We start from the raw sequence: 21,045 nt of genomic DNA on the forward strand, positions 1-21,045 counted from the left end.
GCGGAGGAGGGAGCCACTGCGGAGCATTGGCGACCGACGACAACGCGGCGAGGTGCGTGCCCCGGCGTCGCCCCGCAGACGCGAGTTTGAAGACAGGCCCTAGCCGCCCACCCTGGCCAGGGCGTCCACCACGCGGGCGTCGTAGACCCGGCCCCGGCCCAGCCGCAGGGCCTCCAGCGCCTCCAGCCGCCCGACGGCCTCGCCGACGCCCCGGCCGCGGGCCGCCGTGAGCAGGTCGTCGTGGGCGTTGGCGACCCGGATGATCCGGGAGGCGAGCGGCACCGGGCCGTCGCCCGAGGCGGGCCCGGTGCACGGGTCGGCCAGCCGGGCGACCTGCTCGGCGACCTGCCGGGGCACCCCGGTGCGGCTGATCACCTCGCTGCCGAGGCGGGCGATCCGCTGCTGCTCGGCCTCGGGCAGCAGCGCGGTGGCGCCGTCCGGCACCGGTTCGACCAGGGACAGCTGGCCGACGTCGTGCATCAGCGCGGCGTACTCCAGCAGGGCGAGCTCGCGGGTGCCCAGACCCAGCTCGCGGCCCAGCGCGCACGCCGTGTCCGCGACCCGGCGCGCGTGCCCGTGCGGGGTGTACCCGGCCACCTCGGTGGCCCGGGCGAGGCTGGCGATGGTCTGCCCGGTGGTGGCCCGCACGGCGGCGGCGCGCCGGAAGGACACCTGGGCGAGCAGCAGCGGGGTGCAGAACAGCGGCAGCGCCCACAGCCCGACCTCGCCGGCCGCGAGGCTGACCAGCATCCCGGTGGCGACGATCGCCGAGCCGATGCCGAACAGCGAGCGCAGCTCGTCCTCCAGCGCCGCCGGGAACCGCAGCCCGCCGCCGGAGCGGCGCAGCAGCGCCGCCAGGGTCGCGTCGCAGAGCGCGGCCAGCGCGGCGACGGCGGTCAGGAACACCCCGTACGCCGGGCCCTCGGGCGAGAAGCGGTCGACCATGCCGCCGTTGTAGAGCGGCTGGAAGACGGCGCCCGCGAAGCCGACGGCGAGCACCCGGCGGGCGGCGCCGTCGCGGCGGGCCGGGTCGGCCCAGGGCGGACGGCGGTGCGGGCGCCCGGGGCCGTCCGGCAGGGCCCGGTCCGGCAGGACGAGGCCGGCCAGCCGGCCCAGCAGCAGGCCGGCCCCGGTCACCGCGACCACCTGGAGCGTCCCGTGCGCGGTCGGCACCCCGCGCAGCGGCCCGAGCAGGGCGTACGCCAGCGCACCGGCCGCGCCGATCGGCGCCTGCTCCCGATCCCCCGGAAGGGTGATGCGGACGCATTCGCCGAGCGCGATCAGCACGGTGAACGCCAGCGCGACCCGGGGCTCCGCGACCCCGCGCACCGCGACGGCGCCCAGCGCGAGCGCCAGCAGCGCGGCGGCCGCCGCGTGCACCGCGCGCGCGGTGCGCCCGCAGGGCGCGCGGCCGAGGACCACGCGCCGCAGTGCCCGGGGCCCGGACACCCCGGGCCCGAACAGCTCCCGCCCGGCGGCGGCACCGGCACCACCGGAGGCCGCGCCACCGGAGGCCGCGCGCCCGGCAGCCGCCCGCCCGGGGGCCCTCACGGCTGCCCGGCCGCGGGGACGGTCCCGCCGCCCTGGGGCGGCACCCGGCCCGGGACGGCCTGGCCCGGGGCGGCCCGGACCGGCTCGGGCACCCCGAGCGGGATGTCCGGAACCGCCTCGATGGAGTCCTCGGAGTGCACCACCGGCTGCCAGTCGTACCCGGCCAGCGCGTCGATCAGCGCCCGCACCATCACCGGGTCGAACTGGCTGCCCGAGCAGCGCTCCAGCTCCGCGACCGCCTCGCCGACCGGGCGGCCGCGCCGGTAGGAGCGGGTGGAGGTCATCGAGTCGAAGGCATCGGCGACCGAGATGATCCGGGCGAACTCGGGGATCTGCTCGCCGGCCAGCCCGCTCGGGTAGCCCCGGCCGTCCAGCCGCTCGTGGTGGTGCAGGATCCCGGCGTGCGCCTCGCCGAGGAAGTCGATCCCGCGCACCAGCTCGTACCCGTACACCGGGTGGATCTCCACCGCCCGGCGCTCGGCCTCGGTCAGGGGACCGTTTCTGCGCAGCAGCTCGGTGGCCACGCCGAGCTTGCCGACGTCGTGCAGGATGCCCGCGAAGCGCAGGGTGCGCAGCCGCTCGGCCTCCATGCCGAGCTGAGTGGCGATCAGCACCGAGGCCCGGCCGACCCGTTCGCTGTGGCCCCGGGTGTAGGAGTCCTTGATCTCCACGGCCTGCACCAGCGACTGCACGGTGGCCTGGTGGGCGTCCCGCTCGCGCTGGCCCTGGGCGAACACCCAGGCCGAGATGGACAGCGGCAGCAGCGCGAGCAGCGCCGCGAACGCGCCGTACGGGCCCTGCCAGAGCACCGCGACCATCAGCCCGCCGGCCGCGTGCACCAGCACCGGCAGCCCGCAGGACGCGTGCGCCCCGCTCAGCAGCACCCCGGGCCGGCGGCCCTCACTGAGCATCAGCATGACGCCCACCACCACCCCGTTGACCAGGCAGAACACCGCGACGGCGGCGAATCCGGGCAGCAGTGCGGCCGGGAAGCGGGAGCCGAGCAGCAGCTGCGGGCCGTGCAGCAGGTGGAAGGCGACGGAGGAGGCGAAGGCGCACAGCGCGAGCTGGGAGCCGTTGAACAGCTGGCGCGGGCGGCAGCCGCGCCCGCTCGGCCCGCCGAGCAGCGCGGCCGGGGCGGCCACCAGGGCGGCGGCGGCCGGCGGGAGCATCAGCACCCCGGCGAACAGCACCGGGAAGAAGGTGTTCACCCCGGGCCGGGCGGGCGTCCGCTCGGGCAGCGCCGGCCGGCGCAGCAGCCGGCGCACCAGCACCAGGCAGGGCGTGGGCAGGCCCTGGGCCAGGGACTCCCAGCAGCCGTGCAGGAAGGCCAGCAGCGCGACCTTGGGCCAGTCCACCGGCGCGCCGAGCCAGTGCGGCCCCCCGGGGGCGGCCGCGGCGGGCAGCAGCGGCACCAGGCAGCACAGCGCCGCCACCGGCACCACCACCAGGTAGCGCGCCGCCCCTCGCGGCAGGGTCGAGCCTCCACAGTCGGTAGCGATCTCGACCTCCCCGCCGTACGGACCCCGTGTTGCCTCAGCACGTCGGGCGGACCGACGGTGAGTGTCCGTCAGGAGAATAGGCCGCCCTCCGGACATGGGGACGCATGATGGCGCAATGGCGCAGTTGGCGCACCGCCAGCTCACTCGAACGAGTGACGGCGCATGCGAGCAGAACGGGAGCGGCCCCGGGAGTGTGTACTCCCGGGGCCGCTGTTGCCCTTGCCCTGAACCCGCCCGACACCCGCCCGGACGTGCCCGAACCGTCCGGCCCGCCCTCGCCGGCGGGCCGCGGGGCTACCGCCCCCGGCGGTCGACCAAGGAGTCGGCCGCCGTACGGGCGTTCGCCCGACGGGTCGTCACTCCGCGGGGGCGCCGGCCTCGACCGGAGCGCCCGAGCGCCCGGCCGTCTCCGTCTCGCCCGCCCCGCCCGGCCTGGGCGCCGGCCGGGCCGACTCGACGTGCAGCTCGACGGTGGTCTCCACGGCGACCACCACCTGCTCGCCCGAGCGCTGCCCGGCCCGGATCGAGTCGATCCTGGCCAGCACCTTGCTGCGCAGGTCGGTCGGGGTGTCGTCGCACCCGCAGGAACGCTTGATCAACGCCTTGATCGCCTGCTCCAGCCCGTACTGCTTCAGGCAGGGTGAGCACTCCTCGAAGTGCACCCGCAACTTGGCGCAGTCACCCTCGGCCATCTCGTTGTCGAGGAATTCATAGAGGTGGTCGAGGACCTCGCCACACTCGGTTTCGTGCGGATCGCCGCAGCTCATGAGCCCGAGCCCTTCGCTTCCTGCCCTGCCCCGCTGCCGGCCGGGACGAGCCCGCGCTCACGGGCGTAATCCTCCAGCATGCCGCGCAGCTGACGGCGGCCGCGGTGCAGCCGGGACATCACCGTACCGATGGGAGTACCCATGATGTCCGCGATCTCCTTGTACGCAAAGCCTTCTACGTCCGCGAGATAGACGGCGATCCGGAATTCCTCCGGGATGGCCTGGAGCGCGTCCTTCACATCGCTGTCGGGGAGGTGGTCGAGCGCCTGGGTCTCGGCCGAGCGCAGACCGGTCGACATGTGCGACTCGGCCCGGGCCAGCTGCCAGTCCTCGATCTCCTCCGCCGCGGTGCGCTGGGGCTCCCGCTGCTTCTTGCGGTACGAGTTGATGAACGTGTTGGTGAGGATGCGGTACAGCCAGGCCTTGAGGTTCGTCCCCTCACGGAACTGGTGGAAGGACGCGTACGCCTTGGCGAACGCCTCCTGGAGCAGGTCCTCCGCGTCGGCCGGGTTGCGCGTCATGCGCAGCGCCGCCGAGTACATCGGATCCAGGTAGCCCAGGGCGTCGCGCTCGAAGCGCTCCCGCCGGGCCTCCTCGCTCTCCTCCGCCGACACCCGGTAGGTGTCCTCACCGATCGCCTCGGCCAGCTCCTCACCGGTGAGCGCCTCGCCCGCGGGCAGGGCGTCGCCCGGGCCACGGCCCGGATCGGCCTCGTGCTCGGTCCCGACGACCGGACCCACCTCCTCGGCATGACGGGCACGGCCCACGGCGGGCCGCCCAGAAATGGAGGATATCGGGCTGACGGGCTTCTCGCCCGCGTCGATCCAGTCCGACCAGGAGGGGGCGAACGCCGCGGTGGCCTCGCGCTCCTCAGGCCGTTCGGGGCACGCGATCGAACCCATCTGCCCTGCCTCTCACCGGTGACTCCTGCTGACGGAGACGACAACCACACGCGCCCCGCCCGCATTCCCGTCCCCGGGCGCCATTCACTCGCACGAGTGAGCGAATGGAAACTCCCTGCTCACGGCCCCGAAGCCGGAGCCGGGGCCGGACCACCCCACGGCCTCACACCAGCCGCAGCACCCAGTCCCCCACCGCCGAGCAGATCAGGTCCAGCACCTCGTCCTGCCCCACCGGCGCCCGCTTGGGCACCTCGAAGCCGTGGCTGCCGTACGGCACCGCCACCAGCTCGTGCCCCTGCGGCAGCTCCGGGAACTCCACCGGCCCGCCGAACGGGTCCGCCGCGCTCTGCACCACCAGCGTCGGCAACCCGGACCCCAGCAGCTCCTCCGCCCGGCTCTTCTCCGGCCGGCCCGGCGGGTGCAACGGGAACGCCAGTGCCACCACCCCGACCGCCCCGGTCGCCGCGCCCGTCCGGCAGGCCACCCGCGCCCCCGCGCTGCGCCCGCCGACCACCAGCGGCAGCCCCTGCCCGGCCAGCCGCTCGGCCACCGGCCGCCAGCCCGCGTCCAGCGTCTTCGGCGCCGGGCCCAGCCTCCGGCCCGCCACCCGCCAGGGCTGCTCGACCAGCGCCACGGTGATCCCCCGGGCCGGCAGCTTCGCGGCCAGCGCCACCAGGTCCCTGGCCTCGATCCCGCCGCCCGCGCCGTGGCCGAGGGCCAGGACGGCCACCGGCTTCGCGGCCCGGTGGTAGCTGATCCGGGCCTCCCCGGCCCCGGTGGGGACCGCTTCGGTGCGGACCGGTTCGGTGGTGCTCATCTCGACGTCTCCCGGAACGTTCGCAAAAGGTCGGAACAGGCGGCTCAGAACAGGGTGGTCTCGTACTCGGGCTCGGCCCACGGCTCCTTGAGCTCCGGGCCGTTGTTGCGGATGCTGCCGACCGCCGGCGACACCGGGGTGGCCACCAGCGCGCCCGGCGGCGGGGGTATCAGCAGTCGGCGCAGCCCGTCCGGGTCGGTCAGCCGCGGGTCCAGCCACTCGTCCCAGTCCCCCCGGTCCAGGAACAGCGGCATCCGCTCGTGGATCGGCGCCAGCAGCTCCTCGGCGTCCGTGGTGACGATCGTGAACGTCACCAGCCAGGCCTCCGGGTGCCCCGGCGGCACCGCCCGGTTGCGCCAGAACTCGTACAGCCCGGCCAGCGCCAGCGGGGCACCGTCCGCCCGGGACACGAAGTACGGCTTCTTGCGGGCCTTGCCGCGCTCCCCCGGGACCGTCTGCCACTCGTAGTAGCCGTCCACCGGCAGGATGCACCGGCGGGCGGCGAAGGCCTGCCGGTACGAGGGCTTCTCGTGCACCGTGTCCGACCGGGCGTTGATCATCTTCACCGCCGTCTCGGCGGAGTTCGACCACTGCGGCACCAGCCCCCAGCGCAGCACCCGCAGCTGGCGCACCGGCCGCGGCCGCTCCCGGCCCAGCCGCTCCAGCACCACGAACGCGCTGTTGGTCGGCGCGACGTTCCAGTTCGGGTCCAGGGTCTCCTCGGGGTCCCAGTGCTCGACGCCGAACAGCTCGACGACGTCCTCGGGCTTGCTGCTCGCTGCGAACCGACCGCACATGCGGGCCAGCTTGCCATGCCGCCGCTCCTCAGGACCTGTTCATCCACGGACCAGAACCACCCCCTGCCTCCCGCCCGTCCCCGCATGGGAGGCTGCCCCGAACGGCCCACACGGCGGCCCGGTACGACGGACGGAGGCGGAGAGACCCCGATGAACGCGAACGACCAGACCCTCGGCGACCTGTGGAACCAGGTGACCGGCACCCAGGCCGCCCCGCCCGGCTGGCTGGTCCTGGCCACCGGCGCCGCCGCCCTGCTCACCGTCCTGGCCCGCCCGCTCTGGCACGTCGCCCGCAACGCCGTGACCATCGCCCACGAGGGCGGCCACGGCCTGATCGCCCTGGTCACCGGCCGCAAACTGGCCGGCATCCGGCTGCACTCGGACACCTCCGGACTCACCCTCTCCTACGGCCGCCCCACCGGACCCGGCATGGTCCTCACCGCCGCCGCCGGCTACACCGCCCCCGCCCTGCTCGGCCTCGGCTGCGCCGCCCTGCTCGCCGCCGACCGGATCACCCTGCTGCTCTGGCTGGCGATCGTGCTGCTGCTCGCCCTGCTCCTGCGCATCCGCAACGCCTTCGGCTTCCTCACCGTGCTGGTCGCCGGCGGCGCCTTCTTCCTGGTCTCCTGGTTCGGCAGCGCCGAGGTCCAGGCCGGCTTCGCCTACCTCGGCTGCTGGTTCCTGCTCCTCGGCGCCGTCCGCCCGGTCCTGGAGCTCCAGCACCAGCGCCGGATCGGCTGGGCCCGCGACTCCGACGCCGACCAGCTCGCCCGGCTCACCCACGTCCCCGCCCTCGCCTGGGTCACCGTCTTCCTGCTCGTCGCCCTCGCCTGCCTCGCCCTCGGCGCCGCCTGGCTGCTCCAGCCCCTGCAGTGAGCCCACCGGGCCTCCCGCCGCCCGGCCGCGCGCCGAGAACGTTCCCGTACGGCCCCTAGACTTGCCCCATGACCGAGACCCTGTGGCCCGCCCCCGTCGCGACCAGCCCCGTCGACGCCACCGTCACCATCCCCGGCTCCAAGTCGGTCACCAACCGGGCCCTGGTGCTGGCGGCCCTCGCCGACGGGCCGGGCTGGGTGCGGCGCCCGCTGCGCAGCCGCGACTCCCAGCTGATGGCCGACGGCCTGCGCGCCCTCGGGGTCACCATCGAGGAGAAGGTCAACAACGACTCCGGCGGCACCGGCGGCGGCGAGGCCTGGCGGGTCATCCCCGCCCCCGCGCTGCTCGGCCCCGCCTCGGTCGACGTCGGCAACGCCGGCACCGTGATGCGCTTCCTGCCCCCGCTGGCCGTCCTGGCCGACGGCCCGGTGCACTTCGACGGCGACCCGCGCTGCTACGAGCGCCCCCAGCACGGCGTGATCAACGCCCTGCGCGCGCTCGGCGCCCGGATCGAGGACGGCGGCCGCGGCGCCTTCCCGCTGACGGTGCACGGCACCGGCTCGCTGGACGGCGGCCCGGTCGAGCTGGACGCCTCCTCCTCGTCCCAGTTCGTCTCCGCCCTGCTGCTCTCCGGCGCCCGGTACAACCACGGCATCGAGGTTCGCCACGTCGGCGGCCCGGTCCCGTCGCTGCCGCACATCCGGATGACCGTGGAGATGCTGCGGCTGGCCGGCGCCCAGGTCGACGCCCCCGAGGACGGCGGCGAGAAGGACGTCTGGCGGGTCACCCCGGGCGCCGTGATCGGCCGCGACCTGGTGGTCGAGCCGGACCTCTCCAACGCCGCGCCGTTCTTCGGCGCCGCGCTGGTCACCGGCGGCCGGGTCACCGTGCGGGACTGGCCCAAGCACACCTCCCAGCCCGGTGACCAGCTGCGCGAGATCTACACCCGGATGGGTGGTGCCTGCGAGTTCACCGACGAGGGCCTGCAGTTCACCGGCACCGGCCGGATCCACGGCATCGAGGCCGACCTGCACGACGTCGGCGAGCTCACCCCGGTGATCGCCGCCGTCGCCGCGCTCGCCGACTCCGAGTCCCACCTGTCCGGCATCGCGCACCTGCGCCTGCACGAGACGGACCGGCTCGCCGCGCTCGCCAAGGAGATCAACGACCTGGGCGGCGACGTCACGGAGACCGAGGACGGTCTGCGGATCCGCCCGCGCCCGCTGCACGGGGGCGTCTTCCACACCTACGAGGACCACCGCCTCGCCACCGCCGCCGCCGTCCTCGGCCTCGCCGTCCCCGGCGTGGAGGTCGAGAACGTGGCCACCACCGCCAAGACCCTGCCCGACTTCCCGGGGATGTGGGCCGAACTGCTCGGCGAAGCGGCGGAAGCGACGGCGGGCGTCTGAGCGGAGACTGAGCACATGCGCCGCTACGGCAAGGACGCCGACGAGGACGACATCCGCAACCGCCCCGCCCGCCGGGGATCCCGGCCGCGGACCCGGATCCGGCCCAAGCACGAGGACGCCGCCGAGGCGATGGTGCTGACCGTCGACCGCGGCCGGGTCACCTGCCTGGTCGACCCGGGGACGAAGCAGGAGCGCGAGGTCGTCGCCATGAAGGCCCGCGAGCTGGGCCGCAAGGGCGTCGTCGTCGGCGACATGGTCAATCTGGTCGGGGACCTCTCCGGGGACGCCGACACCCTGGCCCGGATCGTCCGGGTCGAGGAGCGCGGCTCGGTCCTGCGGCGCACGGCGGACGACGACGACCCGTACGAGCGGATCGTGGTCGCCAACGCCCAGCAGCTGGCGATCGTCACCGCCCTGGCCGACCCGGAGCCGCGCCCCCGGCTGATCGACCGCTGCCTGGTGGCGGCCTACGACGCGGGCATGGAGCCGCTGCTGGTGCTCACCAAGTCCGACCTCGCGCCGGCCTCGACGCTGCTGGACTCGTACGCCCCGCTGGGCATCACGTACGTGGTCACCCGCCGCGACGAGCTGGAGACCACCGGCGCCGAGGCCGTCCGCGAGCACCTGCGCGGGCTGTCCACGGTGTTCATCGGCCACTCGGGCGTCGGCAAGACCACCCTGGTCAACGCGCTCGTCCCGGACCGCCAGCGGCAGACCGGGCGCGTCAACGCGGTGACCGGCCGCGGCCGGCACACCACCGTCTCCGCCCTGGCGCTGCGGCTGCCCCCGCCGCCCGGCGCCAAGCCGGGCTCGAAGAAGGCGCTGAACCCCGGCTGGGTGATCGACACGCCCGGCTTCCGCTCCTTCGGCCTCTCGCACATCGACCCGTCCCGGGTCATCCTCGCCTTCCCCGACCTGGAGCCCGGCACCGTCGACTGCCCGCGCGCGTGCAGCCACGACGAGCCGGACTGCGCGCTGGACGCCTGGGTCGCCGAGGGCCACGCCGAGGCCGCCCGGCTCTACTCGCTGCGCCGGCTGCTGGCCAGCAAGGAGGGCGAGCTCGACTGAGCCCGGCTGGGCCGGGCCCGTCCCCGGGTTCGGGGCCGGTGGCCCGTTCGAGGTGTCGGAGCGGGCTCACCTGGCGATCATAGGAAGGTCGGACCGTACCCGGTCCGACCCCCGATCGACAGGGAGGGCACGCGATGGCATGGGCCCTGGTGGTCCTGGCCGGCCTGCTGGAGACCGGCTTCGCGATCAACCTCAAGCTCAGCGAGGGTTTCACCAGGCTCTGGCCCACCATCAGCTTCTGCGTGTTCGCCCTCGGCAGCTTCGGCCTGCTCACCCTCTCGCTGAAGACCCTGCCGGTCGGCCCCGCCTACGCGGTGTGGACGGGCATCGGCGCGGCGGGCACCGCGATCTACGGCATGGTCTTCCTGAACGAGACCAGTTCGGTCCTCAAGCTGGTCTCGATCTCGCTGGTGATCGCCGGCGTCATCGGCCTCCAGCTCAGCGGCACGGCCCACTGAGCGGCTAGGGTTTCGGGCATGGCCGATTACCACGACGACCTCCGACTCGCCCATGTCCTCGCCGACTCGGCCGACTCGGTCACCCTGGAGCGCTTCCGCGCCCTCGACCTGAAGGTCGAGACCAAGCCCGACCTCACCCCGGTGAGCGACGCCGACAAGGCCGCCGAGGAGCTGGTGCGGAGCGTGCTCCAGCGCGCCCGCCCGCGCGACGCCGTCCTCGGCGAGGAGTTCGGCCTCCAGGGCTCGGGCCCGCGCCGCTGGGTGATCGACCCGATCGACGGCACCAAGAACTACATCCGCGGCGTCCCGGTCTGGGCCACCCTGATCGCCCTGCTGGAGGACGGCCCGGACGGCGTCGAGCGCCCGGTGGTCGGCATGGTCTCCGCCCCCGCGCTCCAGCGCCGCTGGTGGGCGGCCAAGGGCCTCGGGGCGTTCGGCGGCCGCAGCCTGGCCAAGGCCTCCCGGCTGCACGTCTCCGGCGTCTCCCGGATCGAGGACGCCTCCTTCTCCTACTCCTCGCTCACCGGCTGGGAGGAGCGCGGGCGCCTCGACCCGTTCCTGGACCTCACCCGCGCCTGCTGGCGCACCCGCGCCTACGGCGACTTCTGGTCCTACATGATGGTCGCCGAGGGCGCCGTCGACATCGCAGCCGAGCCCGAGCTGTCGCTGTGGGACATGGCGGCCAACTGCATCATCGTCGAGGAGGCCGGCGGCCGCTTCACCGGTCTGGACGGCGTCCCCGGCCCCGGCGGCGCCGACGCCGTCGCCTCCAACGGCCTGCTGCACGAGGAGGCCCTGCGCCGGCTGGGCGTCTGAGCCGGATCCTCGGGCCGAGGCGTGCGCGGGCCCCGGTGACCTGTGGGAGCAGGTCACCGGGGCCCGCCGTTCTCGCCCGGGTGCGCGGGGCTACTGCTTGCGCAGCTCCCGGACCGCCGCGTCCAGCCGCTGCCCGAAGTCGGCGTCGGCCTTGCGGAAGTTGTCGACCGCCCGCTCCACGATGTCCTCGCGGTCGGCCGAGACCTTGGCGATGAAGCCCGCCAGGTTGGCGACCAGGCGCTGCTTCTCCTCCTCGGAGAACAGCCGGTAGAGGTCGCCGGCCTGCACGAAGTCGTCGTCCTCGGCGTGCGAGGGCGCGACGTGGTTGCCGGTGAGGCCGTCGACGGCGGTCGCGGCCCACAGCGGACGGCCGGTCTGCACCGGGCCGCCGAAGCTGTTCGGCTCGTAGTTCTTCTGCCGGCCGTGGCGGCCGTCGTACAGGTAGCCGTCCCGGCTGTTGGTGCGGGCCTCGGTGGCGTGCGGACGGTTCACCGGCAGGTGGTCGGCGTTGATGCCGACCCGGTAGCGGTGGGCGTCGGCGTACGCGAACAGGCGGCCCTGGAGCATCTTGTCCGGGGACGGGCCGATGCCGGGCACGAAGTGCGCCGGGGAGAAGACCGACTGCTCGACCTCGGCGAAGACGTTGTCGGGGTTGCGGTTGAGCTCCAGCTTCCCGATCTCGATCGGCGGGTAGTCGGCGTGCGGCCAGACCTTGGTCAGGTCGAAGGGGTTGAAGCGGTAGTTCGCCGCGTCGGCCGCCGGCATGATCTGGACCTGCACCGTCCAGCTGGGGAACTCGCCGCGCTCGATCGACTCGCGCAGGTCGCGCTGGTGGCTGTCCGGGTCCTCGCCGGCGAGGGTGTTGGCCTCGGCCTGGGTGAGGTTGCGGATGCCCTGGTCGGTCTTGAAGTGGTACTTGACCCAGAAGTGCTCGCCGGCCTCGTTCTGCCACTGGTAGGTGTGCGAGCCGTAGCCGTTCATGTGCCGGTACGAGGCCGGGATGCCGCGGTCGCCGAACAGCCAGGTCACCTGGTGGGTGGCCTCGGGCGACAGACCCCAGAAGTCCCAGACGTTGTCCGCCTCCTGCGAGCCGGTGTACGGGTCGCGCTTCTGGGTGTGGATGAAGTCGGGGAACTTGATGGCGTCCTTGATGAAGAACACCGGAGTGTTGTTGCCGACGAGGTCGTAGTTGCCCTCCTCGGTGTAGAACTTCAGCGCGAAGCCGCGCGGGTCGCGGACCGCGTCGGCCGCGCCGAGGTTGCCCGCCACCGTGGAGAAGCGCAGGAACGTCTCGGTCTGCTTGCCGACCTCGGAGAGGAACGCCGCCCGGGTCCAGGGCGTCAGGTCGGCGGTCACGGTGAAGGTGCCGTACGCGCCGGCGCCGCGGGCGTGCACCACGCGCTCCGGGATCCGCTCGCGGTTGAAGTGCGCGAGCTTCTCGAACAGCAGCTGGTCCTGGATGAGCGCCGGGCCCCCGGGGCCCGCCGTCTCGGTGTTCTGGTTGTCGGCGACGGGGGCACCCGCCTCCGTGGTCAGGGTCGGGCGCAGCTCGTCCTGGGTCGTCATGGGAGTGCCTCCGCGGTATCCGGTCGTGATGACACGATCCTAACTTGGACTTTGTCCAAGTCAATACTGGAACCAATCTCGGAGGGTGACCTACTCTGGAGGGCATGAGCGACCTGCTGGAGAGACTGCGCGCGAGAGGCTGGCGGCTGACCTCGCAGCGCCGGGTCGTGGCCGAGGTCCTGGACGGCGAACACGTCCACCTCACCGCGGACGAGGTGCACGCCCGCGCGACGACCCGACTGCCGGAGATCAGCCGCGCCACCGTCTACAACACGCTCGGCGAACTCGTCGCCCTCGGCGAGGTCCTGGAGGTCGCCGCCGACGGCCGCGCCAAGCGCTACGACCCCAACGCCCACCGCGCCCACCAGCACCTGATCTGCTCGGGCTGCGGCGCGATCCGCGACGTCCAGCCGCAGGGCGACCCGCTCGCCGCCCTCCCCGCCGCCGAGCGCTTCGGCTTCACCGTCACCGCCGCCGAGGTCACCTACCGCGGCCTGTGCCCGAACTGCCGCCCCTAGCCCGCCGGTTGCCCCCTGCCTCCCGGCTACCCCCAGCCGCCCCGGCCGAACCGCCGCCCCCAGCCGCCCGGTTGCCCCGCTACGCGCTCAACTCCGCGTTCAGCGCGCCCAGCAGCCGCCCGGCCCGCTCCGCCACCTCGGCCGGCCCGGAGTCGATCGCCCGCCGGCACCAGTTCTCCGCCTGCATCGGCTCCCCGCGGCGCAGCGCCAGCAGCGCCAGGCGCAGCGCCGCCCGGCCGTGCCCGGCGTCGGCGGCCCGGGTGTACCAGAGCATCGCCTCGGCCTCGCTGTCCTGCCGGGCCAGCAGCAGCCCCAGGTTGAACGCGGCACTGCGGCTGCCCGCCTCGGCGGCCCGCCGGTACCAGCTCTCGGCGATCTCCAGCGCCCCGCGCTCGGCCGCCCGCACACCCATCCGCACCTGCGCCCGGCGGTGCCCGGCGTCGGCCGCCAGCGCGTACCAGTGCTCGGCCTCGGCGTCCGCGTCCCCGCGCCGGTCCAGCAGCGAGGCCAGCCGGAACGCGCCCTCGGCCGAACCGCCGGCCGCCGCCTGCCGGTAGCGCTCCAGCGCCCCGCCCAGGTTGCCGCGCTGCTCCTGGACGACCGCGAGCTGCAGGGCCGCCTCGCCGTGCCCCTCGGCCGCGGCCCGCGCGTACCACTCCTGGGCCTGCTGCTGCTCGCCGCGCCCGGCGTGCAGCACGCCGAGGTTGAACGCCCCGTCCACGCTGCCGGCCTCGGCCGCCTTGGAGAACCAGGGCTGGGCGCCGGACTCGTCGCCGCGCTGCAGCAGCACCACGGCCAGCGCGTTGCAGGCCTCCCGGTGCCCCGCGTACGCGGCCCGGCGGTACCACTGCTCGGCCTGCTGCTCGCGGCCGGTGCCGGCGCAGAGCAGGCCGAGGTTGAAGGCGCCGTTCTGGTCGCCCGCGTCCAGCGCGGCCCGGTACCAGCGCTCGGCCGCGGCGGCCTCGCCGCGGCTCGCGTGCAGCGCCCCCAGCGCGTTGGCGGCGTTGCCGTCCCCGGCCTCGGCGGCCTCCTGCCACCACTCGGCGGCTGCCGCCAGGTCCCCGGAGTCGCGCAGCAGGAAGCCCAGCGCGCAGGCCGCGCGCGGCTCCCCGTTCTGCGCGGCCTGCCGGTACCAGCGGGCCGCCTCGTCCAGCAGCGACCGGTCGGTGCGGGCCCGCTCCTCCAGCAGCACGCCCAGGCGCAGCGCGGCGCGGGCGTGGCTGCGGGCGGCGGCGGTGCGGTACCAGGTCTCGGCGGTCTCCTTGTCCCCGGCGGCCTCGCGCATCCGGGCCAGCCGGTAGGAGGCCTCCCGGTGCCCGGCGTCGGCGGAGACCTTGAACCAGCGCTCGGCGCGCACGTCCCGCCGGTGCTCCATCAGGTCGCCCAGGGCGTAGGCGCCCAGCGGGTGGCCGTGGTCGGCGGCGTAGTGCAGCCAGTACTCGGCGGCCTCCTCCTCGCCCTGGTCGCGCAGTTGCAGCCCGAGCGCGTGCGCGGCCGGCGCGCTGCCGGCCACGGCGGCCTGGCGCCACCACTGCCCGGCCTCGGCGCGGTGGCCCTGCTGGTGCAGCAGCACGCCGAGGTTGTTGGCGGCGGCGCGCACCCCGGCGGCCGCGGCGGCGCGCAGGTAGGGCTCGGCGTCCTCCAGTTCGCCGCGGCGCAGCAGCAGGGTGCCGAGCCGGCAGGCGGCGTCCGGGTCGCCGCCGTCGGCGGCCTGCCGGTGGCGGGCCTCCAGCGCGGCGGACTCGCGGGCGGCGAGGGCGGTCTCGAAGCTGGTCGAGTCGAGGCCGGCCGGGTCGATCGCGGCGCCGGCGCCCGGCTCCCCGCCGGACTGCTCCCCGTACGCGCCGACTGCGGCGGCGAACTGACGGGTCGACACGTGGACGAGGCTGTCGGGCCCGTAGCCCTGGGTCGGGGGGCGCTCGGACAGTCCGCTGGTGCGCTGGGCGGGCAGGGCTCCGGGGTGGTTGGCCGTACGCTCGGCGCTCTCCGCCCAGGCGTCGGTGTCCGCCTCGGCGGCCGCCGAGGACCTGGCGCCTGACTTGCCGATCAGCCTCATGCCGACTCCCGCTCCCCCAGAGTGTCGCGGCATCGTGCCCCGGCGTGCGTCCGGGGGGACTCCCAGGGGAGGCGCCGGACCCGACGGCCGGTCAGCGGCCGCGCACCGTCCCCCATGTGTCCCATCGTCGCATCACCCAGTACCCGCGTACACCTGCCCCGGCCGAATTCCGGCGGGGCCGACCCGAAGCCGACGAAATTGCTTCGGCGCTTTGTCGATTTCCCGACACGTCAACCCCACAAACCCCGCTGCCGTCCTCCTTGGCGACGGTCGATAGTACCGGAGCGGTTCCCGCCGCTTCCGGACGAGAACGGCCCGGGAGCGGCGCGGGAAACACCAGAGGCCCGGAGGAAGAATCCTCCGGGCCTCTGGCCTTTGTAGCGGGGACAGGATTTGAACCTGCGACCTCTGGGTTATGAGCCCAGCGAGCTACCGAGCTGCTCCACCCCGCGTCGGTGGTTAAACCATAGCACGGGCGCGGGGTGGAACGGAAAACGGTTACCGCAGCTCAGCGGCCGCCTCCGCGGACTACGGCTGCGGGCTGGGCGATCCGCCGCCGGTGGCACCCGGGGCGGGAGTGCCGGCCGGGGCCGGCGCCGGGCTGCCGCCACGGGCCGCCTCCGCGGCCTTCAGGGCGTCGCCGAGCGCCTTCTGGGCATTGCCGTAGGCCACCCAGTCGCCGTTCTTGAACGCGGTCTGGCTGTCGCCGTACGCCTTCTCCGCGTCCGAGAGCGCCTTCTGGAGCTCCGGCGAGATCGTCCCGCCCGGCGCCGGCGTCGCGGGCGCCGTCGGGGTGGTGGTCGGAGCGGTCCCGGTGCCCGGCGTGGACGGCACGATCGGGGTGGTCGACGGGGGCGCCCCGCCGAACACCTTCTTCAGCGCGGCCTCCAGGGTGTCCTCGAACGCCACGTTGTCGTCCCCGTACACCGCCAGGACCTTCTGCATCGTCGGGTACTTGGCACCGCGACCGCGCACGTACACCGGCTCGATGTTGAGCAGCCCGCCGCCGACCGGCAGGGTCAGCAGGTTGCCGTACTCCAGCTCGGCGTCCCCGCCGCTCTTCAGGGCGAAGATCTGGTTGGCCACCTCCTGGCGGGAGTTGAACTTCGACTGCACCAGGCCGGGGCCGGGGGCGCCGCTCTCGCCCGTCATCTTCAGGATGCGGATCTTCCCGTAGTCGTCCCCCGGGTCCGCGTTGACGGCCATGAAGGCCGCCAGGTTGGGCCGCTGGTTGGGCACGAAGGTGCTGGTGAGCGAGAAGTTCGCGGTGTTCGTGTCCGGCATCCGCACCGTCACGTAGTACGGCGGCTGGACCTGCTTGGTGTCGCTGCTCGGGTCCACCGGGACCTGCCAGATGTCACTGCCGTTGAAGAAGGAGTTGGCGTCGGTGACGTGGTACTGGCCGAGCAGGTCGCGCTGCACCTTGAACATGTCCTGCGGGTAGCGCAGGTGCGGCAGCAGCGTCTGCGGGATGTCCGCCTTCGGCTCGACGGTGCCCGGGAAGGCCTTCATCCAGGTCTTCAGGACCGGGTCCTTGTCGTCCCACTGGTAGAGCTTCACCTCGCCGGTGTAGGCGTCCACCGTGGCCTTGACCGAGTTGCGGATGTAGTTGACCTGGTTGGCGGCGGTCAGCAGCTCACCGCGCTGGTTGGTCAGCGAGTCCTTGGTGGCGGCGCCCAGCGTCGTCTTCGAGGAGAACGGGAAGCCGTCCGAGGTGGTGTAGCCGTCCAGCACCCAGACCACGCGGCCGTCCTGCACCACCGGGTACGGGTCGGCGTCGATCGACAGCCACGGCGCGACCTTCTCCACCCGCTCCTTCGGCGTGCGGTTGTAGATCACCTTGGCGCCGTCGGTGATGGCCCCCGCGTAGAGGATCTGCGGCTCCGTGAAGCGCACCGCGTACGCGGCCCGGGTCAGCGGGTTGTCCAGCGAGACGCCGCTGCCGCCGGAGTAGGTGTACTCGGCGTTCTGGCCGGTCTTGGGATCGGTGTAGTCGATCTCCTTGTTGGCGCCGCCGACGATCGAGTACGTGGTGGTCTTCTCGCCGTAGTAGATCCGCTGCTGGTAGTCGCCCAGCGTGCCGGTGGCCGGCAGGCCCGACTCGGTGAACACCGGCTGGCCCTTGTCGTCGACCTGGTTGCCCTTGGCGACCACCGCGCCGTAGCCGTGGGTGTACTTGAAGTGGTCGTTGATCCAGTTGCGCTGCACGCCGTTGAGGTCGAGCTCGCGCAGGCCGATCACGCTGTCCTGCTTGTCCTGCCCGGTGCCGTAGCGGTCCACGTCCAGCGTGTTCGGGAAGGCGTAGTAGTTGCGCTGCTGCTCCAGCGACTGGAACGCCGGCGAGACGACGTTCGGGTCCAGCAGCCGGATGTCCGCGATGGTCTGCGCGTCCGGCTTGAGCGCGTCGGCGTTGGTCGTGCCCTGCGGGGTGTACTGGGTGGTCTGCGCATCCGCGATCCCGTACGCCTGGCGGGTGGCGTCGATGTTCTTCTGGATGTACGGCGTCTCCTTGGCCTGCTCGTTCGGCTTGACCTGGAACTGCTGCACGATCGCCGGGTACAGCCCGCCGATCAGCACCGCCGACAGCACCATCAGCCCCAGGCCGATCAGGGCCGGGGCCCAGGTGCGGCGGATCGGGGTCAGGAAGAACAGCACCGCGCAGATGATCGCGACGAAGAACAGGATGGTCTTGGCCGGCAGGAACGCGTTGGCGTCCACGTAGCGCAGACCCGTCCAGCCCGAGACGCCCTTGTACGAGCCGGTCTTCACCGCCAGCGCGTACCGGTCCAGCCAGTACGCGACGGCCTTCAGCAGCACGAACACGCCCAGCAGCACCGCCAGGTGCCCCTGCGCGCCCGCGCTCGCCCGGCGCCCCGGGCCCTGCAGCCGCAGCCCGCCGTACAGGTAGTGCACCAGCGCCGAGGTCAGCAGCGAGACGATCACCGCGCTGAACGCGAAGCCCAGCACGAACTCGTAGAACGGCAGGTCGAAGGCGTAGAACGAGACGTCCATGCCGAACTGCGAGTCCTTCTCACCGAAGGAGGTCGAGTTCGTCCACATCAGCCAGGTCCGCCACTGGCCCGAGGCCGCGGCGCCGGCCACCAGGCCGATCACCAGCGAGACCCCGATCAGCGCCCAGCGCTTGAACGGCGCCAGGCCCGACCGGTAGCGGTCCAGGCTCTGCTGCTCCACCGACATCGCCGACAGCGGCGGCCGCAGCCGGTGCGCCAGCCAGATGTTGAAGCCGACGATCACCGCCATCAGCAGGCCGAACACCCCGAACAGGCCGATCTTCGTCCACAGCTGGGTGGTGAACACCGAGGAGAAGTGGACCGACCTGAACCACAGCCAGTCCGTCCAGAAGCCCGCGAACATGACGAACAGCAGGAAGAGCACCGCGAGCACGCCCAGGGTCAGCAGGGCCACCCGCGCCCGCCGGGAGGGCGGGCCTACCCTGCGCCGGAAACCCGGCCCTGAGCGTTCGGGCATCTGGAAGACCACGGTGGCACCTCGGCTGTGTCGTCTGAATGGGGTCGGTCGTCAGAGCAACTTAACCAGGCTTTGGCCGAGTTCCCACCGTTAGCAGACGGTTACGACGACCGCCCGCCGCCGGCCGTCCCCGCCACGGCTCCCCCGGCCCTCCCGACGGCCCGCGACGACCCCCCGACCGCCCCCGGCGGCCTTCCGGCGAGCGCGCCCCGCCCGGCGTGTGAGGATTGAGGCATGTCCGACGCGTCTGATCTGAACAACTCCCCCGACGACGTCTCCAAGCTCCCGGCCGCCACCCCGCTGACCCGGGCCGCGCTGGAGATCGACGAGTACGCCTCCACCCTCGGCTGGGACCTCCCGGCCCGGCTGTTCGCCCTGGTGGACAGCGCCGCCCTGCGCAAGGCCAACCCGAAGATCGCCAAGCAGCTCGGCCTCGCCGACGGCGACGAGCCCGGCCTGACCCCGATCGAGCAGGACGAGCTGCCGGCCGGCATGGAGCTCGACAAGTTCCTCGGCACCATCGCCTGGCCCGACTCCGTGGCCGGCTGCGCCCTGGTCGTCGAGCGCCTCATGCTGCCCCCGGGCGCCGAGCAGTCCCGCCCGCGCGGCGCCTCCGACGCCCAGCTCGCCGAGTGGGTGGCCAACCACCCCAAGCGCGAGGAGGTGCGGATCACCGCCGCGGTGCTCCGCGGCGGCAAGAAGGAGATCGCGCTGCGGCTGCGCTCCAAGGACGTCGCCCGCGAGGTGCTGACCGGCCCCGACCTGGTGCCCGGCCTGACCGACGCGCTGCTGGCGACCTTCGCCTGACGCCTTCCCCCGACGTTCCCGGGCGGCCGCCCCGGCGGCTGCCCGGCAGGCCCCGTGCCGACGGCCCGACCGCTGCCCGGCGGCTACCCGGTGACTACCCGGCCGCTGCTCGCCGACTGCCCGGCGACTGCCCGGCCGCTACTTGGCGGCGCAGGACGGCAGCGCGGAGGTCTGCCCGGCCCGGACCTGCTCCAGCGACTTCAGCGCGCTGTCCAGCGTGTCCGTCTTGATCAGGGTCAGCCCGGACGGGACGTTCTTGGTGGCCTCGGCGCAGTTCGAGGACGGGGTGAAGAAGTACTCGGCCCCGGCGTCCCGGGCGGCGATCAGCTTCATCGAGATGCCGCCGATCGGCCCGACCTTGCCGTCGTCGTCGATGGTCCCGGTGCCGGCCACGAACTTGCCGCCGGTGAGGTCACCGCCCGGGGTGAGCTTGTCGATGATGCCGAGCGAGAACATCAGCCCGGCGCTCGGGCCGCCGACGTCCTGCAGCCCGATGTCGATCTGGAACGGGTAGGTGTGCCGGATCCCGGTGCCGATGCCCACCACCGCGAGCTCCGCCCGCTCGGCGGGGGCCTTCGGGTCGAGGTCCTTGGCCCGGACGGTCGGGACGGTGACGTCGGTCTTCCCGCCCGCCGTGGCGACGCCGTTCGCGTCCTTGACCCGCGGCACGACGGTGAAGACCGCCGACTCGCCCGGCTTGTGCTTGGTGACCGCCGCGACCACCTGCTCGACCGAGCCGGCCGGGACGCCGTCCACGGCCACGATCTGGTCACCCGCGTGCAGCCGGCCCTCGGCCGGGGCGCCCGCGGTGACGGACTTCACGATCAGCTCGCTGCCGACCGGCACGCCCAGCTGCTTGAGCGCCGCGGTGCGGGCGCTGTCCTCGGAGGAGGCGAACTCCTCGGCGTTCTGCTTCTTGGCGTCCGCGTCCGACTGCCCCTTGGGGTAGACGTTGTCGTGCGGCACCACCAGCACGTCGTCCCGCAGCCAGCCGACCACCGCGTTGACCAGGCTGGGCTCGTACTTGGCCCCGGTGACCTGGACGGTGGTCATGTTGAGGTGCCCGGTCGTCGGGTACGACTCGTGCCCGCTGATGCTGATCACCGGCTTGCCGCCCTGGTTGCCGAGCGTGTTGTACGTCGGCCCCGGGCTCATCTCCGTGTACGGCACCTTCATCAGCACCGAGACGCAGAGCAGCGCTATGAGCAGCAGGGTGGCAGCGAGCATCGTCGCGGAGCGGCGTGGCATGCCTCGACAGTACGGGACGTGCCTGAAGCGGCGCCCGCCGGGCTACCGGCCGGAGCCCTCACCCGGGGCGGCGGCGCCCGCGGTGGTGCGTTCCATCGCGGCCATGAAGCGCCGGTGTTCGGCGAGTGAGGCCGGATCGCCGGTGGCCCGCGGGGCCCGCTGGGCCCACCCCGCCCAGAGGGCGGCGACCAGGACGGCGACAACCGGAATGATCAACCAGGCGAGCACACCCATACCAGCACTCCCAGCTCGTCGTGTCTATGAGCAGATTAACCACTCCGGCGGACAACGCGGCCGGCGCCGTCCGGGTTACGGGACGGCCGATCGGCTCACTTCCAGGGAGTATCCGGAGCGCCGGCACGGACCCGTTGGAGTGAGACCGCGGCGCGCCTGACCCG

At 73.6% G+C, this 21,045-nt stretch carries 18 protein-coding genes and 1 tRNA gene; 7 read left to right on the top strand and 12 right to left on the bottom strand.

Going from position 1 to position 21,045, the window contains the following annotated elements; genetic code table 11:
- Positions 1–99: 99 nt before the first annotated feature.
- From ACFCY1_RS09690 to ACFCY1_RS09715, 6 genes are all read right to left on the bottom strand, one after another.
- The gene (locus ACFCY1_RS09690; protein WP_107418692.1) at positions 100–1,422 is read right to left on the bottom strand and encodes an HD-GYP domain-containing protein; all 1,323 of its coding nucleotides are present in this window, start codon (positions 1,420–1,422) and stop codon (positions 100–102) included.
- A gap of 125 nt (positions 1,423–1,547) precedes the next feature.
- Positions 1,548–2,987, bottom strand: coding sequence for an HD-GYP domain-containing protein (locus ACFCY1_RS09695; protein WP_259316729.1), 1,440 nt, complete (start codon positions 2,985–2,987; stop codon positions 1,548–1,550).
- Positions 2,988–3,409: 422 nt separating this feature from the next.
- Positions 3,410–3,820: a mycothiol system anti-sigma-R factor gene (gene rsrA, locus ACFCY1_RS09700; RefSeq protein WP_375874113.1), complete on the bottom strand. Its 411-nt coding sequence runs from the start codon at positions 3,818–3,820 to the stop codon at positions 3,410–3,412.
- A complete protein-coding gene (locus ACFCY1_RS09705; RefSeq protein ID WP_074001401.1) occupies positions 3,817–4,722 on the bottom strand; it encodes a sigma-70 family RNA polymerase sigma factor in 906 nt (301 codons plus the stop codon). Before ACFCY1_RS09705 ends, rsrA begins: the two co-directional genes overlap by 4 nt.
- A gap of 163 nt (positions 4,723–4,885) precedes the next feature.
- Entirely contained in the window at positions 4,886–5,539 is a 654-nt protein-coding gene (locus tag ACFCY1_RS09710; protein WP_375874114.1) for an alpha/beta family hydrolase, read from the bottom strand.
- A 44-nt stretch (positions 5,540–5,583) separates the two neighbouring features.
- Positions 5,584–6,336: an SOS response-associated peptidase gene (locus tag ACFCY1_RS09715; protein ID WP_074001399.1), complete on the bottom strand. Its 753-nt coding sequence runs from the start codon at positions 6,334–6,336 to the stop codon at positions 5,584–5,586.
- Between the two features lie 150 nt (positions 6,337–6,486).
- Between ACFCY1_RS09715 and ACFCY1_RS09720 the strand changes: the two genes are divergently transcribed.
- The 5 genes from ACFCY1_RS09720 to hisN all read left to right on the top strand — a co-directional run bounded on the left by ACFCY1_RS09720 (position 6,487) and on the right by hisN (position 10,963).
- Entirely contained in the window at positions 6,487–7,212 is a 726-nt protein-coding gene (locus ACFCY1_RS09720) for a M50 family metallopeptidase (RefSeq protein WP_074001398.1), read from the top strand.
- A 68-nt stretch (positions 7,213–7,280) separates the two neighbouring features.
- Positions 7,281–8,621, top strand: coding sequence for a 3-phosphoshikimate 1-carboxyvinyltransferase (gene aroA / locus ACFCY1_RS09725; protein ID WP_375874115.1), 1,341 nt, complete (start codon positions 7,281–7,283; stop codon positions 8,619–8,621).
- Positions 8,622–8,636: 15 nt separating this feature from the next.
- A complete protein-coding gene (rsgA, locus tag ACFCY1_RS09730) occupies positions 8,637–9,689 on the top strand; it encodes a ribosome small subunit-dependent GTPase A (protein ID WP_049655059.1) in 1,053 nt (350 codons plus the stop codon).
- Positions 9,690–9,823: 134 nt separating this feature from the next.
- Entirely contained in the window at positions 9,824–10,147 is a 324-nt protein-coding gene (locus ACFCY1_RS09735; protein WP_049655057.1) for a multidrug efflux SMR transporter, read from the top strand.
- Positions 10,148–10,165: 18 nt separating this feature from the next.
- A complete protein-coding gene (gene hisN / locus ACFCY1_RS09740; RefSeq protein ID WP_049655055.1) occupies positions 10,166–10,963 on the top strand; it encodes a histidinol-phosphatase in 798 nt (265 codons plus the stop codon).
- Positions 10,964–11,053: 90 nt separating this feature from the next.
- Here hisN and ACFCY1_RS09745 read toward each other — a convergent pair whose 3' ends face one another.
- Positions 11,054–12,529 (bottom strand): catalase, encoded by a 1,476-nt coding sequence (locus ACFCY1_RS09745; protein ID WP_074001396.1) that lies wholly within the window; start codon positions 12,527–12,529, stop codon positions 11,054–11,056.
- 104 nt (positions 12,530–12,633) lie between these two features.
- On the opposite strand from ACFCY1_RS09745, the gene ACFCY1_RS09750 reads away from it, so the two are divergent.
- The gene (locus tag ACFCY1_RS09750) at positions 12,634–13,047 is read left to right on the top strand and encodes a Fur family transcriptional regulator (protein WP_049655052.1); all 414 of its coding nucleotides are present in this window, start codon (positions 12,634–12,636) and stop codon (positions 13,045–13,047) included.
- Positions 13,048–13,126: 79 nt separating this feature from the next.
- Here ACFCY1_RS09750 and ACFCY1_RS09755 read toward each other — a convergent pair whose 3' ends face one another.
- The 3 genes from ACFCY1_RS09755 to ACFCY1_RS09765 form a co-directional block, all read right to left on the bottom strand.
- On the bottom strand, positions 13,127–15,103 hold the full coding sequence (locus ACFCY1_RS09755; RefSeq protein WP_375874116.1) for a tetratricopeptide repeat protein: 1,977 nt from the start codon (positions 15,101–15,103) through the stop codon (positions 13,127–13,129).
- A 378-nt stretch (positions 15,104–15,481) separates the two neighbouring features.
- Positions 15,482–15,555, bottom strand: a tRNA-Met gene (locus ACFCY1_RS09760).
- A gap of 76 nt (positions 15,556–15,631) precedes the next feature.
- On the bottom strand, positions 15,632–18,592 hold the full coding sequence (locus ACFCY1_RS09765) for a UPF0182 family protein (RefSeq protein WP_074001563.1): 2,961 nt from the start codon (positions 18,590–18,592) through the stop codon (positions 15,632–15,634).
- Between the two features lie 234 nt (positions 18,593–18,826).
- On the opposite strand from ACFCY1_RS09765, the gene ACFCY1_RS09770 reads away from it, so the two are divergent.
- The gene (locus tag ACFCY1_RS09770) at positions 18,827–19,399 is read left to right on the top strand and encodes a PPA1309 family protein (protein WP_049655907.1); all 573 of its coding nucleotides are present in this window, start codon (positions 18,827–18,829) and stop codon (positions 19,397–19,399) included.
- A 138-nt stretch (positions 19,400–19,537) separates the two neighbouring features.
- Here ACFCY1_RS09770 and ACFCY1_RS09775 read toward each other — a convergent pair whose 3' ends face one another.
- Together ACFCY1_RS09775 and ACFCY1_RS09780 are read right to left on the bottom strand one after the other, a co-directional pair.
- Positions 19,538–20,647 carry a PDZ domain-containing protein gene (locus ACFCY1_RS09775; protein ID WP_375874117.1) on the bottom strand — a complete coding sequence of 370 codons (1,110 nt, stop codon included), beginning with the start codon at positions 20,645–20,647 and terminating at the stop codon, positions 19,538–19,540.
- 42 nt (positions 20,648–20,689) lie between these two features.
- Positions 20,690–20,863 (bottom strand): hypothetical protein, encoded by a 174-nt coding sequence (locus ACFCY1_RS09780; protein ID WP_234348548.1) that lies wholly within the window; start codon positions 20,861–20,863, stop codon positions 20,690–20,692.
- Positions 20,864–21,045 lie beyond the last annotated feature (182 nt).

It is taken from the genome of Kitasatospora sp. NPDC056273 (genome assembly GCF_042268845.1).
Taxonomy (GTDB): domain Bacteria; phylum Actinomycetota; class Actinomycetes; order Streptomycetales; family Streptomycetaceae; genus Kitasatospora.

Bases quoted from the DNA above. Each gene is read 5' to 3' on its own strand.
- rsrA (WP_375874113.1), bottom strand. From the start codon at position 3,820: ATGAGCTGCGGCGATCCGCACGAAACCGAGTGTGGCGAGGTCCTCGAC.
- ACFCY1_RS09705 (WP_074001401.1), bottom strand. From the start codon at position 4,722: ATGGGTTCGATCGCGTGCCCCGAACGGCCTGAGGAGCGCGAGGCCACC.
- ACFCY1_RS09710 (WP_375874114.1), bottom strand. From the start codon at position 5,539: ATGAGCACCACCGAACCGGTCCGCACCGAAGCGGTCCCCACCGGGGCC.
- ACFCY1_RS09715 (WP_074001399.1), bottom strand. From the start codon at position 6,336: ATGTGCGGTCGGTTCGCAGCGAGCAGCAAGCCCGAGGACGTCGTCGAG.
- ACFCY1_RS09720 (WP_074001398.1), top strand. From the start codon at position 6,487: ATGAACGCGAACGACCAGACCCTCGGCGACCTGTGGAACCAGGTGACC.
- aroA (WP_375874115.1), top strand. From the start codon at position 7,281: ATGACCGAGACCCTGTGGCCCGCCCCCGTCGCGACCAGCCCCGTCGAC.
- rsgA (WP_049655059.1), top strand. From the start codon at position 8,637: ATGCGCCGCTACGGCAAGGACGCCGACGAGGACGACATCCGCAACCGC.
- ACFCY1_RS09735 (WP_049655057.1), top strand. From the start codon at position 9,824: ATGGCATGGGCCCTGGTGGTCCTGGCCGGCCTGCTGGAGACCGGCTTC.
- hisN (WP_049655055.1), top strand. From the start codon at position 10,166: ATGGCCGATTACCACGACGACCTCCGACTCGCCCATGTCCTCGCCGAC.
- ACFCY1_RS09745 (WP_074001396.1), bottom strand. From the start codon at position 12,529: ATGACGACCCAGGACGAGCTGCGCCCGACCCTGACCACGGAGGCGGGT.
- ACFCY1_RS09750 (WP_049655052.1), top strand. From the start codon at position 12,634: ATGAGCGACCTGCTGGAGAGACTGCGCGCGAGAGGCTGGCGGCTGACC.
- ACFCY1_RS09755 (WP_375874116.1), bottom strand. From the start codon at position 15,103: ATGAGGCTGATCGGCAAGTCAGGCGCCAGGTCCTCGGCGGCCGCCGAG.
- ACFCY1_RS09765 (WP_074001563.1), bottom strand. From the start codon at position 18,592: ATGCCCGAACGCTCAGGGCCGGGTTTCCGGCGCAGGGTAGGCCCGCCC.
- ACFCY1_RS09770 (WP_049655907.1), top strand. From the start codon at position 18,827: ATGTCCGACGCGTCTGATCTGAACAACTCCCCCGACGACGTCTCCAAG.
- ACFCY1_RS09775 (WP_375874117.1), bottom strand. From the start codon at position 20,647: ATGCCACGCCGCTCCGCGACGATGCTCGCTGCCACCCTGCTGCTCATA.